Here is a 14,002-nt window from a genome sequence, read left to right as displayed (position 1 = left end):
AGGGATTCACATGTCCGCGACCGGCACCGCGCGGGGCGTCGGCCTCGCACCGCCCCGCGACCTCGCCCAGCGCAAGGCCGACGTGCTCGGCAAACTCGAAACAGAGAGGTACGCCTGGCTGGCGACCGGCGGCGAGTCCGGCGCCCACCTCGTCCCGCTCGGCTGCGTGTGGGACGGCGCCCGCCTGGTGATGGCCACGCGGAAGCAGCACGTGACCGTGCGCAACCTGCGCCGGCGCGCCGAATGCCGCGTCGCGCTCGGCGATCCCACCGACGTCGTCCTCATCGACGGCACCGTGGAGATCATCGCGCATCGTGACCTGCCTCCCGACGCCCCGAGCGTGCTCGGGGACCTCCCGGTGAACCCGACCCGCGTTCCGGGCTGCGTCTATCTCTTCCTCACGCCCCGGCGCGTCCTCGCCTGGCGGCACCGCGGCGAGATCCCCGGCCGCACCGTGATGACCCACGGCCGCTGGGTCGTCTGACCTGCTTGAGAAACCTCTCAGACCTGAGGAGCGCAGATGATCGGCGACATCCCTCATTCGGCCCTGATCGACCCCTACCCCTTCTATGAACTGTTGCGCGCGCAGGGGCGGGTACACCACCTGGACACCCCCATCGGGCTGAAAGCGTGGTTCGTCCCGCACTACGAGGACGCCCGCCCTCTGCTCAGCGATCCCCGCTTCAGCAAAGCCGCGCACCACTCCGACGTGGTCAAGGAGGACGGGCAGAAGGCCGAGAGCTCGTTCGCCGACAACATGGTCAGCACCGACCCTCCCGAACACACCCGGCTGCGCAAGCTGGTGCAGAAGGCGTTCACCCGCCGCCGGATCGAGCTCCTGCGCCCCCAGGTGGAGCGGTTCACCGACGAGCTGCTCGACAAGATGGAGAAGGCGGGCGAGGTGGAGCTCATGGAGGACTTCTCCTTCCCCCTGCCCATGATGGTCATCGGGGAGCTCCTGGGACTGCCCCCGGAGGACCTCGCCAACCTGCGCGAGAAGAGCATCTTCTGGTTCATGGAGGAGGAGTTCACCGGCAGCCCGGTCGACGTGTTCCGGGCTCGGCAGGCCAGCATCGGGGCGTACGTGCGCGATCTCATCGAGCGTCGGAGGGGTACTCCCGGCGACGACCTCATCCAGGGGCTGATCGAGGCCCGCGACGGCGAGAACCAGCTGTCCGAGCGGGAACTCGTCGCGACGGTGATGCTGCTCATCTTCGCCGGCTTCCTGACCACCGTGAACCTGATCACCAACGGCATGCACGCTCTGGTGCGCAACCCCGGCCAGCAAGCCCTGCTCGCCGCGCGCCCCGACCTCATCGGCTCCGCCGTGGAGGAGTTCCTCCGCTACGACAGCTCGCTGGCCCTGATCGAAGGGCACGCCAAGGAGGACATCGAGATCGCCGGAACCGTGATCCCGGCGGACGCCCTGATCATCGTCCCCGTGCACTCGGTCAACCGCGACCCGGCGGCGTTCCCCGACCCGCACCGGCTGGACATCACCCGCAATCCCAACCCGCACCTGGCCTTCAGCCACGGTGTGCACCACTGCCTGGGCGCGCCGCTGGCGAGGCTCGAAGCGCAGGTGGCCATCACCGCGCTGCTGCGCCGGTTCCCGAACATGACGCTCGCGTGCGACCCCGCCGAGGTGCGCTGGCACCGCGACTTCTTCCAGCGTTCCCTGCACGCGCTCCCTCTGCGGCTCAACCCCTGACCTTTTCCTCTGGATCGTTGAGAAAGGACGCCGGATGTCCGCAACACCCCTTGTCAGGACAGCGACGGGATTCTTCCAGGCGCAGGCCCTGTTCGCCGGGATCGAGCTGGGACTGTTCGCCCGCATCTGCGCCGCGCCAGCCACCGCCGAGGAGATCCAGCGCGAGTTCGGCCTGCATCCCAAGCTGACGAGCGACTACCTGGACTCGCTGGTCGCGATGGACCTGCTCGCGCGGAACGGCTCCGCGTACAAGGCGGGTCCCCTGACCGCGACCTACCTCGACCCGCGCCGGCCGGAGTACATCGGCGGCTTCCTCGCCCACAACCAGCGCCGGCTCTACCCGGCGTGGGGCAAGCTGCCCGACTTCCTGCGCTCAGGCGAGAGCCTGGTCCAGCAGTTGTCGGAAGCCGACTTCACCGAGGGCCTGTACGCCGACCCCACGCGCACCCGCCACTTCGCCGACGCGATGGACGGCTACGCGGTGCTGCTCGGCCGCCCGCTGGCGGAGAGGTACGCGTGGGACACGGTCAAGTCCTTCACCGACCTCGGCGGCTGCCGCGGACTGCTCACCATGCGGCTGGCCGCCGCCCACCCGCACCTGCGCGGGGTGACCTTCGACCTGCCCCCGCTGGAGCCCCTTTTCGACGAGCTCATCGAGAAGGAAGGCGGCGAAAGCGACCTGCGTGACCGGGTCAGCTACCAGGCGGGCAGCTTCTTCACCGACGACCTGCCCGACACCCAGGTGTACATCTTCGGCCACGTGCTGCACGACTGGGCGGACGAGCGTCGCCGGGCGCTGGTGAACCGGGCGTTCGAGCAGTTGCCCCCCGGCGGCACCTTGCTGATCTACGACAGCATGATCGACGACGAGCGGCGCGACGCGGCCTTCGGGCTCCTGATGAGCCTCAACATGGCGATGATCAGTGGATCCTCGGAGTACACGGTCGCCGAGGGCCTCGGGTGGTTGAAGGAGGCCGGATTCGAGGTCCGGCCGCCGGTCGCGCTGAACGAGCTCAGTACCCTGCTCATCGGCGACAAGCCGGTCTGATGACACCGGGCGGTGTCTTGCGGTCGGGGTTCAGGCGGCTCCGGCCGCGAAGGCGCGTTCCTTCAGCATCGGGATCCGCTGGGCCGTGCGCAGGAAGGTGCGGAAGCCGAGGCGGGCCAGCGGGCTCCTGGTGACGAACCGCCGGGCCGTGTTCAGGGAGTCGCGCACCGCGGCGAAGCCGTACACGGTCATCTGGCTCTCGTACGCGGCGATCGCCGCGACGACGTCCTTCGCCTGAGCAGCGGTCAGTTCCTGACACAGCAGCCGGGCGTCGCGCAGCGCGGTGTTGGCCCCGAGGCCCAGGTGCGGGGCCATGGTGTGGATGGCGTCACCGAGCAGCGTGACGTTCGTGGCGGCCCATGGCCCCGTCGGTACGGCGCTGCGGATCGGCAGCAGCGACACCGTCTCCGGAGGAGTCATGTCGATCATCCGGAGCAGGTCCGGGTGCCAGTTGCCGATCATGCCGGTGACGAGGTCGCGGATCGCGGCGCCCGGCATCTCGGCGGCGTCCGCCGGGAACTGCCGGGTCTCGGCGCCGAAGGCCCACAGGATGTAGCTGCTGGTGTTGTCGTGCATCGCGCCCTCGCGTTCGCTGGCTCCGATGCCGCCGGGCAGCACGACCGGATCGCCACCGAAGTCGTGCGGCGCGCAGAACATCGAGTAACCCCTGGCCGGGACGATGTTGGTCAGGCCCTCGTACAGGTGAGCCGGAATGAGCCGCTTCGTCTCCTCGGTGAGCGGGAACTTGCCGGCGACGCGGGTGATGCCGGTGTCGATCCGCTCGGCCTGCGGAAGGTACTGCTGCCGCACCCGCGAGCCGCTGCCGTCGGCGGCCACCAGGACGTCGGTGGTCGCGGTGGAGCCGTCCGCGAAGTGCAGCGTGATCCGCCCGTCTCCCCTGCGCTCGTACCGCTCGAACGTCCGGTCGAAGCGCACCACCTCGTGCAGGCCGGTCAGGAGGATCTGGCGCAGGGTGATCCGGCTGACCGAGTGGTGGTCGCGCCAGTTGGCGTCCCGCTCGCCGGCCTCCAGCTTGATCAGCGGCCGCAGCCGCTCGGTCATGAACACGAAGTCGAGGCCGCCCTTGCCCGTGGTGGCCAGGAACGCCTGCCACAGCTCGGGGGACATGCACTCGCGGAGCGCTTGGGCGCCGAGGGGGTTGATGTGCAGGCGGTAGCCCTGGAGGCGGTTGGTCGGTGTGCGGTCTCGCTCGTACACGGTGACGTCGACGCCCGCCTTGTGCAGGCCCTGGGCCAGACAGAGCCCGCCCACCCCGGCGCCGATGACTGCTACGTGGAAGGTCATGCTTCCCCGTCCCCGACAGTCATCCATTCGGATGAATGTCTCAACCAAACGTATGGATGCTACGAAGGTAACCCGGATCAGGGCACGCGGCAATCGCTGCGGTCCGCAGCGTCGTCGATGACGACCACCTTCGCGTCGTTGACGACCACCTTCGCGTCGTTGACGACCACCTTCGCGTCGTTGACGACCACCTTCGCGTCGTTGACGGCGTCAACGCCCACCGATTGCCCTGACCAGCCATCACCCGCGCCCGCGCCGGGCAATATTTACGTTTTTTTGACGCCTTGATCGCGCGGGATCGACCTTCGGGCTCAGTAGCGTGCATTCGTCTGACATGCCGCAAAAGTGGAGGTGGCCCGGTGGCCGGCGCTGTCCGGGAGCGAACGCTGCGGCAATGGCTGCTGAAGGGTCTCAAACGCCCCGAAGGGCTGAGCAGCGCACCCCACGAAGAAGAAACCCCCGAACATCAGCATTCCTGGTGGCAGGTCATGTGCCTGACCGGCGTGGACTACTTCTCCACGCTGGGCTACCAGCCTGGCATCGCCGCCCTGGCCGCCGGCGCACTGAGTCCCATCGCGACACTTGTGCTGGTGGCGCTGACGCTCTTCGGCGCCCTGCCGACCTATCGGGCGGTGGCCGAGCAGAGCCCGCACGGGCTCGGGTCGCTGTCGATGCTGGAGCGGTTGCTGCCCGGCTGGCGCGGCAAGCTGCTGGTGCTGTTCCTGCTCGGGTTCGTGGCCACCGCCTTCATCGTCACCATCACCCTGTCGGCGGCCGACGCCACCGCGCACATCCTGCACAATCCGTTCGTGCCGGAGTTCCTGGCGAGCTGGCAGGTTCCAGTCACGCTGGTACTGATCGCGGCGCTCGGCGGAGTCTTCCTTGCGGGTTTCAGTGAGGCGATCTCCATCGCTGTCGTGCTGGTGGCCGTCTACTTGCTGCTCAACGTGGTCGTGGTGGGCTCGGCCGTACAACATGTGCTCACGGCGCCGGAGAAGGTGGCCGGCTGGCAGAACGCGCTGAGCACCGACTACGCCAGCCCGCTCGCCATGGTCGCGGTCGCGCTGTACGTGATGCCGAAACTCGCCCTGGGCCTGTCCGGTTTCGAGACCGGTGTGGCCGTCATGCCGCTGGTCAAGGGTGACCTCGCCGAGCGGGTCAAAGGCGCGCGCAAGCTGCTGACCACGGCCGCTCTCATCATGAGCGTCTTCCTGATCACCTCCAGCTTCGCCACCACCGTGCTCATCCCGCCCGCGGAGTTCGCCGAGGGCGGCTCGGCCAACGGCCGAGCCCTGGCCTACCTCGCCCACGAATACCTGGGCGACTGGTTCGGCACCGCCTACGACCTGTCCACCATCGCCATCCTGTGGTTCGCCGGAGCCTCCGCGCTGGCCGGCCTTCTCAACATCGTGCCGCGCTATCTCCCCCGGTACGGCATGGCCCCGGACTGGACCCGAGCCTCACGCCCGATGGTCCTGGTCTTCACCGCCATAGCATTCGTCATCACCATGGTCTTCGGCGCCGAAGTCGAGACACAGGGCGGCGCCTACGCCACCGGCGTGCTGGCCCTCATCCTGTCCGCCGCCGTCGCCGTCACCCTCTCGGCCTGGACCGCAGGCCGTACCCGGCCCGCCCTGTTCTTCGGCTTCGTCACCCTGGTCTTCGCCTACGCCACCGTCGCCAATATCATCGAACGTCCCGACGGGCTCGTCATCGCCTTGCTGTTCGTGCTGGCCATCGTGGTCGTCTCCCTCGTCTCGCGCGCCACCCGCTCCACCGAACTGCGCGTCACCCGCATCTCCCTGGACGACGAGGCCCGCCGCTACATCAACGAAGCGGCAGAGCTCTACCTCATCGCCAACGAACCCCACGGCAGGGACGCCAAGGAGTACGTCGACAAGGCCCGCGAAGCATGGGAACTGCACCGCCTGCGCACCGGCGAAGGGCTCCTCTTCCTGGAGGTCACCGTCCCGGATGCCTCCGAGTTCGCCGGGGAACTCCGCGTCACCGGCGAGGAACGCCACGGCTTTCGCATCCTGCGCATGCACAGCACCACCATCGCCAACTCCATCGCCGCCCTACTGCTGCACCTGCGCGACCAGACCGGCAAGACCCCGCACGTCTACTTCCACTGGGCCGCCGAAGGCAATCCCATCGGCGCTCTGCTGCGCTATCTCGTCTTCGGCGGCGGCGACATCCCTCCCCTGACCCGCGAAGTCCTCCGCCAAGCCGAACCCGACCCCGACCGCCGCCCTATCGTTCACGTCGGCTAGCCTCGCGCTGCCTGTGGGGCCTCAATCATGGGATTCGACGTCCGGCCGTTCAGGGAACTTGGCGCCCTGAACGCGGCTGATCGGCTCCCTCGTCATCCTTCTATCGCGACGGTGGCGGCACCGTCTTCGAGCGGTACGCGGTCGTCAGCCGTATTGACGTGTTGCGCGCAAAAGATTACGGTCCTGACCATAATTGAGCACGAATGGACAAGCTGGAGGTCTGCTGTGCCGCGACTCTGTGTGTCCTTACTTATGGTCCTGACCGTTGTGGTAGTCCCAACCTCCGCCCACGCGAGCTCCGCGCCGGACTGCGGCGCCCAGGCGGTCACCACCTACGGCCCGGCCTCCGTCACCGGCGCGATCGTCGGTGCCGCCGTCCACGACGGTCACGCCTACGTGGTCTCCCGCGGGCCGAAGCCTCCGGTCGTGGCCGAGATCGACCTGGCCACCCGCAAAGTAACGCGCACGGCCACCCTGCCGGACGGCCCCGCGGCAGGCGAGCCGGAAGGTGGTTGGGCCACCGCCGTCGCCGACGGCAAGCTGTACATCGGCACCTATCCCGTGCCCGACCTGTACAGCTACGACCTGGCCACGGGCCAGGTGACGCACCTGCGCTCCTTCGGCGCGAACGGCGGCTTCGTCTGGAGTATGGCAGCCGCGCCGGACGGCGCCCTGTACCTCGGCACCTCCTCCGACGGCCGACTCTGGGAGTACATCCCCTCGACCGGCGCGGTCCGCAGGTACGGCGTGCTGGCCCAGGGCGAGCACTATGTCAGGGCCGTCGCCGTCGACGACACCACGGCCTACGCCGGCCTGCTGGAAAAGGCCAAACTGCTGGCCGTTGACCGGGTCAGCGGCGCGGTCAGGGAACTCGCCCAGGGACCCGCGGCCGTCGGCACGGTGACGCTGTACGGCGAGCGGGTACTGGCGGCGAGCGGGAGCACGCTGATCGACGTGCGCAAGGACGGCACCGACCGCCGGCAGTTCGAAGCCGGAGTGGGCGTCATCGACGCCTTCGAGGTCGCCCCTGACGGCACGGTCTACCTCACCTCACGCCCCGACGGCGCCGTCTACAGCTACCGCACCGGGCAGAACACGGTGATCAAGGTCGCCGACCCGCCCTCCCCCGGCGAGGAGACCCGGGCGCTGCAGCTGAACGGGCAGCAGCTCATCGGCTTCGCCGGCAGCGGCGGCATGTGGTGGCTGGACCTGCCGAGCGGGACTTCCGAGTTCGTCGACCTCATCGACGCGGGCTTGCCGGCGGGTCCCGAGCGGACCCAGAGCATGCTGCTGATGCCAAACCGGGCGCTGTACATCGGCGGCCACTTCGCCGTGGAGGTGCGTGACCTGCGGACCGGAAAGCAGCGCAGAATCCGCGTCGTGGGCGAGCCGAAGGCCATGGTACGGCGGGGCAACGAGATCTACGCCGCACTGTATCCGAGCGGTGAGATCATCTCCATCGACGTGCACACCGACAAGGTACGCAGCCACGGCTACATCGGTCATGACCAGTCACGCCCGTGGGACATCGAGCACGACCCCGTCACCGACACCATCCTGGTGGCATCCGCGCCGACCGGCGCGAAGCTACACGGCGCCCTGACAGTGCTCGACCCCGATACCGGGAAACTGGACGTCTACCCGAACGTCATCCCCGACCAGAGCCTGATGAGCCTGAGCGTCGACGCCGCGCGCGGCGTCGTCTACCTCGGCGGCGACGTGCTCGGCGGAGGCGGCACCCCGCCGACCAGGGCGACGGCCTCGATCGCCGCCTTCGACCTGCAGCGGCGCACGGTGCTGTGGCAGATCGATCCCCTGCCGAACCACCGCACCTTCCAGGACCTCAAGGTGCACGACGGGCTGCTGTACGCGGTCTACAAACGTGTGCTCGGCGCCTGGATCGCGCTTGACCCCGCCACCGGGACCATCAAGCACCAGGGCCTGCTGTCGGGCCACGGAGAGCTGTACGTCCACAGAGGCCGGGTGTTCACCTCCACCTACTTCGGCGGCGGAAACGCCTACGAGCTCGGGCCGAAGCCCAAACTGCTGGCAACCGGGCTGGGCGACGAGTGGCACACCAATCCGCAACTGCAGTTCGAGCCTGGCTCGTTCAACGCCTGGACGATCGTCGGCAGGGACCTGGCCAAGGTGCGACTCGACCCGCGCTGCCCGCCCGTGACGATCCCGGACCAGCACGGCTGACACGCACCCGAGCGAGGAAGGGGCGGCGGCGCACCCTTGGATACGCCGTCGCACCTTCCTCCCCCCGGCCAGACAGCAGCTACTGCCTGGCGCCAACCGTCCACATTGACGGCCGCCAGAGACAGCCCTGAACGGCGACCGCCCGGTGCGAGCCACCACGTCGTCAGCACCTCGGTGCGAAGCGCGTTCGTTGGCGGCGTGATGGACGGTGAGTGCGACCGTTCACGCGCCGGCGACGGGCAGGAGCAGAAGCCGGGACTCCTTGGGCGGCCAGCGAGAGGCGTAGCGTCGAGCGGGTGAGCGCGCTTCTGCCCTTGGGCTGGGTCGGGGGTCGATCCGGAGCTGGTGCCCGACGAGCGCACCCACTACCTGGTGCTGCCCAAGCAGGGCGACACCAACGGCCGGCACGCAACGGTGTGCGGGCGGCGAGTCGCCCTGCTGGTATACCGGCGCCAGACGTGGGCCTATGCCGAGGCCGGCGACCCGCTGCCCTTCGCCCCCGGGTATCAGTCGCCTGCGGAGAATGCCTGGTGGCGGCTGCCGCGCTCGCCGAGGCCGCCCGCACGACCGCCGAGTCGGCGCCGCGGCCGCGCTTGACCAACCGCTGACCGCCCACCGCTCTGGCCGGTCTCCCGGAAGGCGTAGCGATCACAGTTGCCGGCATGCGGGTCGGCGACTTTTCGGTGGCGAATTCCGGGGCCATTTCCGGGGTGCGCGGCCAGCTCGGCGGCGGCCATCCAGCTCTGGGTATGGCCGCAGAAGGCCAGGCTCACGACAGTACCGTCGGCGATGGTGTCATCGCCGTACTCGCTCACCTCGCCCGGGTCCCGAATACCGCTGTGGTGCCTGCCGACTTGCAGCCGAGTGATCCATCGGCCGTGATCGCCGCCGAGCGCGCCCGGCTGGTCGACCTCGTGAACCAGCGCACCCGCGAACAGCAAGAGCGGTGACCCCCCGCGATCACAGATCAGCCTCACGCCCGGCACCGAGCGCGCCACAGCCCCGAGTCCTGAGGAACTGCAGGCGGCCCCGGAGGAACAGGAAGACGTCGACGCGGACCGGGTCGACGAGCGCGCCCACGCCGCACTCACTGGCAGAGCGGCCGACCGGCGGGGTTCAGCAGGACCGTCCATTGACCACCGCCGGGCTGGTGGTCGGGCTTGGTGGCGCCCAACTCCAGCTCCCGCGACGGTCAGGATGTGAAGTCAGCGGAGCGCCACGGCATCTCCTGGAGCACCCAGGTGTTGCCGTCGGGGTCCGCGAACGGCACGAACAGCATGGCGCCCTCGTGCTCGTCGACCTCACCCACGTCGACTCCCTTCGCGGCGAGCTCGGCGCGGGTGGCGCGCGCGTCGGCGACCACCAGATGCAGGCTGCGCAATGAGCCCGGCGTCATCTCCGCGATGCCCGGGAGTGCGGTGCTCAACAAGATCGAGCACGCCGACCCCGGTGGGGTCAGTTGCACGATCCGCGTTCCCGGCACGGGTTCGATGTCCACGTCGACCGCGAACCCGAGCTTGTCGGTGTAGAAGGCCTTGGCGCGGTCCACGTCGGCGACCGGCACCGGTACGAGTTCGAACTTCATCTGTGTCATCACGCACACTCCAGGTAGAAATCAGATCAGATGGTAGGGACGGAACGGTAGATCAGGTGTGTCACCCCGGTGCCGGCAATCACCTCTGGGTCGCCGAAGTCGACCGGCGCCGAGCCGACGCCGTCCAGCATGCGTACACCGCCGCCGAGCACGACCGGCACCAGGTCCAGCCGCAACTCGTCCAGCAACCCCAGGTCCAGGGCCTGGCCGACCAGGCTCCCGGGGCCGACGCCGACATCGCGCGCGCCGGCGGCCACGACCGCCTGCCGGATCGCCGACTCGACGCCGTCGGTGACGAAGGTGAACGGGGTGACGGTGTTCACCCAGCCCGCTGGTGGCTGGTGGGTCACCACGAACACGGGCACGTCCCCGATCGGATGCGCCCCGCTCCATCCACCGGTCAGATCGAACTGGCCCCGGCCGACCACCAAGGCCCCGGTACGCGCCATCGTGTCGCGCAGATAACCCGCCGTCTCGGCCGAGGTGCGGTACGTGAGCCGGTCGGGTTGCGCCGACGGCGTCGCCACCTCCCCAGCGGTGCACCACGCGAACAGGCGGTCGAATCCCGAACTGCCCGGCCCCGCGATGAACCCGTCCAGGGACACCGATGCCTGCGCAACAACCTTGCCCATTTCGCCTCCGCCTCGTCGATCATGCCGTGCTACCAAGAGAGACCCCGGGCGGGCGGAGAAGTCATCGGTCGCGACCGACCGCGACCGGCCGCTGTAGTCGTCCCGACCTGTCTCGCAGTCCGCAGGTCAGCGTGATCACTTCCTGCGAGGTTCACGCGGACGGGACAGGGGCGTCCAAGACGTCCCCGAGGACGGCTTTGCCCCCCGAACCGGCCCGACTGGTCATCGTCACCGTCCTGGAGCAGCGGCATGCGCCATGTCACGAAACCCGTACGGAAGGGCGGCGCTCGGTGGGAGTCGTCGATCAGATGCGCGCCAAGGCCGGGCAACTGCCCGCCGAGCCCTGGCCGCGGTCGACGTCGTCGCGCAGGAAAATCCCACCCAGCTCAAGACGATCGCGGGCTGGCGCTCGACGCCCTATCTCCTCTACCTCATCAACACGCCCAAGCCGGCGGCCCACGACAGGGAGGTCTGCGTCATCAAGCCCGCCATCACCCAGTACAAGGAGAACAAGGGCCGGCTCCCCCTCTGGGACCAGGAACTCCTCGGCGACGATGGTAGACGGCTCGGCGTGGTGCGGTGGGGACAGGGCATTCCCAGCGGCAGCATGTACGCGCCCCATTATCGCTGCGACCGGAAGAAACTCGGATTCGGCAAGAACGAGGAGAAGAACACCGGCGGCTGCATCTACGTCACAGCCGATCGGGTCTTCACGATGTCCAAGAGCTAGGACAGAAACTTCATCGGGGTGATCAACCACATCGAGAAGGCCCTGAGCAGGGAGACGAACCTCCACACCAACCTGCAGTTCCGGCCCGGCGACACGACGAGCAACCGCTTCATCGAATACCCGCCGCACAAGAACACGACGGGTACGGAGCGGCCGAAGGACATCCCCGGAAACTACCGGGCGGCGCCGAACACCACCGAGGGCGCCGCGCTGTGGAGAGGCACCGACGACGGCTACGCCAAGAACCGGGCGATCTTCTCGGGGCACCGATTCTGGATGCACAGAGGATTCCCGGAGGAGTTCTACATGAAGGAAAGTTACGGCTCGAACTACTGCAAGTACTACAACTCCGACCTCTACGCAATCCACGGCAACGGCGCGCTCAGGTGTGACGAGTACCCTTTCGCCTCCACCCAGGAAGGAACGGCCAAGGACAAGATTAACTACTCGGTCCAGGCCGTCTTCACCAGCTACAACGCCAGGCACGGAGAGGCGCTCCAGGCGTTCTACAGCCAGTACCGCCTGCTCACCTACGGCCCGGTCAACACCATTACAAAGGTAAGCGACAGCCCCTTCTGGGTGCAGATCGTAGAGTAAGCGGCGAAAAGCCGGGGCCGCCCCGGGCGGCTCCGGCTGCCACCAGATGTGAGGACGCGACAATGACGCACCCCGAGCAGGCGCTGCCCGCGGAGAACCAATGGGATCTGCTGGTCGAATACGGGCACGGACTCCACAACGGCCTCCACGGCCTCTGGGTCGAGAGCGACGACCCCGAAGAGGTGTCCCGCCTGCTCCGGGTGAACCCGGACTCCCGCCAGGACTGCGACCTCGAAGCCGCCTTAGCCGTGTACGGCGCCATCCCGGAACGAACCGCCGCGTGGATCGGCCCACACTCCCCCGGCTGGACCCATGTGTTCGCCTTCGGCCTGCACCCGTACCACCCCGCCATCCTGAACCTCGGAAAGCGGCGGATCTTCGAGATCTTCTCCCGCGAGGAACTCGGCGAGCTCGACCCCCTCAACCTCTACAACGACGGAGAACACCTCGGCGACGTCACCCCGCCCTACGACGAAGGCGGCGAGATGGATCTGCCCGAGTACCTGCCGCTCACAGCCGGACTGGAACTCGGGCACACCCGAGACCTGAAGCGGGACCTGCACCTCATGGCGGGCATGGTGGGCCGCATCACCGGCTGCTTCACCGACCGGGAATGGTGGACGGCGATGCGCGCCTTCTACCGCGTCCCCGACGGCTCCTGGGAAGCCTGACGAAACACCGGACGGCGTGGGTACGGCGCGCGCACGCCGTACCCACGCCATCAGGTCGTCAGGTTGTCAGGTTGTCAGGTTGTCACGCGTAGACCTCCAGTTCGTCGATCCGCGTCGCGGTGTCTGAGGTATCGGGCGGGGTGGTCACGTTCAGCTGGCCGTGTCTCGCGGCCGTGACGGGGATGGTGCCAGCGTTCCGGGAGGTCGGTGACCGGCAGGGCGTTGAACAACCTCGGCAACGCGCTGCAGCAGGAGCGGCGCTTCGACGAAGCGATCACCGCGCACGAGCAGGCCGCCACCATCTTCGAGTCGTTTGGTGACGACTACAGCCGGGATGTCGCCCTGGGCAACCTGGCCGATGATCGTCGCATGCGTGATGGGTGAGCGGGGGTTGCCAGATGCTTCAGGTGGCAGATCCTTGCGGTGCCGCGCGGAGTTTTCTTGGAGGTCGGGGATGTGGTTGTACAGGGGGCCCACGCTTACTCCGAGCAGCTTGGCGATCGAGGTGACCGATGGGCCCTGGTCCGGCAGCAGGTCGCGAGCGGCTTTGAGGAGTTCGGCGTCGACCACGGTGGGGCGGCCGCCAACGCGGCCGCGCGCTCGTGCGGCGGGCAGGCCTTCGTGGGTGCCGGCGATGATGAGTTCGCGGATGAACTCGGCCAGGGCGGCGAAGACGTGGAAGACGAGCCCTTCCGCCTGGGGTGGTGGCGTCGAGGTTTTCATGCAGGCTGGTGAAGCCGATCTCGCGTTTGCGGAGGTCAGGTCGTGCAGGGAGCGGCCGTAGCGGGCGAGTTCGGGGACGATGAGGGTGTCGCCGGGGGTGAGGAAGGCGTGGCAGGCCTGCAGCTCGGGCCTGAGTGCGTTCTTGCCGGATTTCTTGTCGGCGAACACACGCCGACAGCCGACCGGCTGCAGGGCGTCGATCTGGCGGTCGAGGCTTTGGCCGCGGGTGAAGACGCGGGCGTAGCCGATGCGGATCTCGGACCGGGGGGCGGGGAAGGCTGCCAGGAGGTCGTCGGGCAGGTCCAGGGGAGTGCTCGTCGCCCCCGAGTTCTCTCAACAAACGGTCTCAAGGATTGTTGAAGACACGCGGTTGTTGAAGCGGGTTTGAAGATCTCCGCCCCAGGTCGGCACCACTCCATGATCATCGTCATATGGCGATCGCTTAATGAAGCCTCCGAGCCTCAGCCTCATCACTCCAGTAGGCGAGGTTGGCGCGGGCGGTTAGCGTGCTGGGGT

At 68.2% G+C, this 14,002-nt stretch carries 14 protein-coding genes; 9 read left to right on the top strand and 5 right to left on the bottom strand.

What is annotated here, in order from left to right:
• The first annotated feature begins 10 nt into the window (after positions 1-10).
• Genes HNR40_RS38465 through HNR40_RS38455 form a run of 3 tightly spaced genes read left to right on the top strand, consistent with a single transcriptional unit; the run spans position 11 to position 2,759 of the window.
• Complete coding sequence (locus tag HNR40_RS38465; RefSeq protein WP_184970418.1) at positions 11-484, top strand: pyridoxamine 5'-phosphate oxidase family protein; 474 nt, start codon at positions 11-13, stop codon at positions 482-484.
• A gap of 36 nt (positions 485-520) precedes the next feature.
• Positions 521-1,711 (top strand): cytochrome P450 family protein, encoded by a 1,191-nt coding sequence (locus tag HNR40_RS38460; protein ID WP_184970416.1) that lies wholly within the window; start codon positions 521-523, stop codon positions 1,709-1,711.
• A gap of 34 nt (positions 1,712-1,745) precedes the next feature.
• Positions 1,746-2,759, top strand: coding sequence for a methyltransferase (locus HNR40_RS38455; RefSeq protein ID WP_184970414.1), 1,014 nt, complete (start codon positions 1,746-1,748; stop codon positions 2,757-2,759).
• Between the two features lie 30 nt (positions 2,760-2,789).
• Here the strand turns inward: HNR40_RS38455 and HNR40_RS38450 are convergent, their stop codons facing one another.
• Together HNR40_RS38450 and HNR40_RS38445 are read right to left on the bottom strand one after the other, a co-directional pair.
• On the bottom strand, positions 2,790-4,064 hold the full coding sequence (locus HNR40_RS38450) for an FAD-dependent oxidoreductase (RefSeq protein WP_184970412.1): 1,275 nt from the start codon (positions 4,062-4,064) through the stop codon (positions 2,790-2,792).
• Between the two features lie 77 nt (positions 4,065-4,141).
• Positions 4,142-4,285 (bottom strand): hypothetical protein, encoded by a 144-nt coding sequence (locus HNR40_RS38445; protein ID WP_184970411.1) that lies wholly within the window; start codon positions 4,283-4,285, stop codon positions 4,142-4,144.
• 138 nt (positions 4,286-4,423) lie between these two features.
• Between HNR40_RS38445 and HNR40_RS38440 the strand changes: the two genes are divergently transcribed.
• The 3 genes from HNR40_RS38440 (at position 4,424) to HNR40_RS38430 (ending at position 9,489) form a co-directional block, all read left to right on the top strand.
• A complete protein-coding gene (locus tag HNR40_RS38440) occupies positions 4,424-6,337 on the top strand; it encodes an APC family permease (protein ID WP_184970409.1) in 1,914 nt (637 codons plus the stop codon).
• Between the two features lie 267 nt (positions 6,338-6,604).
• Entirely contained in the window at positions 6,605-8,539 is a 1,935-nt protein-coding gene (locus tag HNR40_RS38435; protein WP_312896669.1) for a hypothetical protein, read from the top strand.
• Positions 8,540-9,201: 662 nt separating this feature from the next.
• Positions 9,202-9,489, top strand: a complete 288-nt coding sequence (locus HNR40_RS38430; protein WP_184970405.1) for a hypothetical protein — start codon at positions 9,202-9,204, stop codon at positions 9,487-9,489.
• A 242-nt stretch (positions 9,490-9,731) separates the two neighbouring features.
• On the opposite strand, the gene HNR40_RS38425 is transcribed toward HNR40_RS38430, so the two are convergent.
• Both HNR40_RS38425 and HNR40_RS38420 read right to left on the bottom strand, forming a co-directional pair.
• The gene (locus HNR40_RS38425; protein WP_184970403.1) at positions 9,732-10,124 is read right to left on the bottom strand and encodes a VOC family protein; all 393 of its coding nucleotides are present in this window, start codon (positions 10,122-10,124) and stop codon (positions 9,732-9,734) included.
• A gap of 35 nt (positions 10,125-10,159) precedes the next feature.
• A complete protein-coding gene (locus tag HNR40_RS38420; RefSeq protein ID WP_184970401.1) occupies positions 10,160-10,765 on the bottom strand; it encodes a dihydrofolate reductase family protein in 606 nt (201 codons plus the stop codon).
• Between the two features lie 256 nt (positions 10,766-11,021).
• Here HNR40_RS38420 and HNR40_RS38415 point away from each other — a divergent pair, with 256 nt between their 5' ends.
• The 3 genes from HNR40_RS38415 to HNR40_RS38405 all read left to right on the top strand — a co-directional run bounded on the left by HNR40_RS38415 (position 11,022) and on the right by HNR40_RS38405 (position 12,763).
• Positions 11,022-11,495: a hypothetical protein gene (locus HNR40_RS38415; RefSeq protein ID WP_184970399.1), complete on the top strand. Its 474-nt coding sequence runs from the start codon at positions 11,022-11,024 to the stop codon at positions 11,493-11,495.
• Between the two features lie 18 nt (positions 11,496-11,513).
• Positions 11,514-12,092, top strand: a complete 579-nt coding sequence (locus HNR40_RS57545) for a NucA/NucB deoxyribonuclease domain-containing protein (RefSeq protein WP_184970397.1) — start codon at positions 11,514-11,516, stop codon at positions 12,090-12,092.
• A gap of 62 nt (positions 12,093-12,154) precedes the next feature.
• Positions 12,155-12,763, top strand: coding sequence for a hypothetical protein (locus HNR40_RS38405; RefSeq protein WP_184970395.1), 609 nt, complete (start codon positions 12,155-12,157; stop codon positions 12,761-12,763).
• A 150-nt stretch (positions 12,764-12,913) separates the two neighbouring features.
• Here HNR40_RS38405 and HNR40_RS58135 read toward each other — a convergent pair whose 3' ends face one another.
• Positions 12,914-13,735, bottom strand: coding sequence for a recombinase family protein (locus HNR40_RS58135; RefSeq protein ID WP_312896683.1), 822 nt, complete (start codon positions 13,733-13,735; stop codon positions 12,914-12,916).
• Positions 13,736-14,002: the final 267 nt, after the last annotated feature.

It is taken from the genome of Nonomuraea endophytica (genome assembly GCF_014203235.1).
Classification (GTDB): domain Bacteria; phylum Actinomycetota; class Actinomycetes; order Streptosporangiales; family Streptosporangiaceae; genus Nonomuraea; species Nonomuraea endophytica.
This window is presented reverse-complemented; position numbering and strand designations above follow the sequence as displayed.

Bases quoted from the DNA above. Each gene is read 5' to 3' on its own strand.
- HNR40_RS38460 (WP_184970416.1), top strand. From the start codon at position 521: ATGATCGGCGACATCCCTCATTCGGCCCTGATCGACCCCTACCCCTTC.
- HNR40_RS38430 (WP_184970405.1), top strand. From the start codon at position 9,202: ATGCGGGTCGGCGACTTTTCGGTGGCGAATTCCGGGGCCATTTCCGGG.
- HNR40_RS38420 (WP_184970401.1), bottom strand. From the start codon at position 10,765: ATGGGCAAGGTTGTTGCGCAGGCATCGGTGTCCCTGGACGGGTTCATC.
- HNR40_RS38455 (WP_184970414.1), top strand. From the start codon at position 1,746: ATGTCCGCAACACCCCTTGTCAGGACAGCGACGGGATTCTTCCAGGCG.
- HNR40_RS38405 (WP_184970395.1), top strand. From the start codon at position 12,155: ATGACGCACCCCGAGCAGGCGCTGCCCGCGGAGAACCAATGGGATCTG.
- HNR40_RS38450 (WP_184970412.1), bottom strand. From the start codon at position 4,064: ATGACCTTCCACGTAGCAGTCATCGGCGCCGGGGTGGGCGGGCTCTGT.
- HNR40_RS38465 (WP_184970418.1), top strand. From the start codon at position 11: ATGTCCGCGACCGGCACCGCGCGGGGCGTCGGCCTCGCACCGCCCCGC.
- HNR40_RS38415 (WP_184970399.1), top strand. From the start codon at position 11,022: ATGTCACGAAACCCGTACGGAAGGGCGGCGCTCGGTGGGAGTCGTCGA.
- HNR40_RS38425 (WP_184970403.1), bottom strand. From the start codon at position 10,124: ATGAAGTTCGAACTCGTACCGGTGCCGGTCGCCGACGTGGACCGCGCC.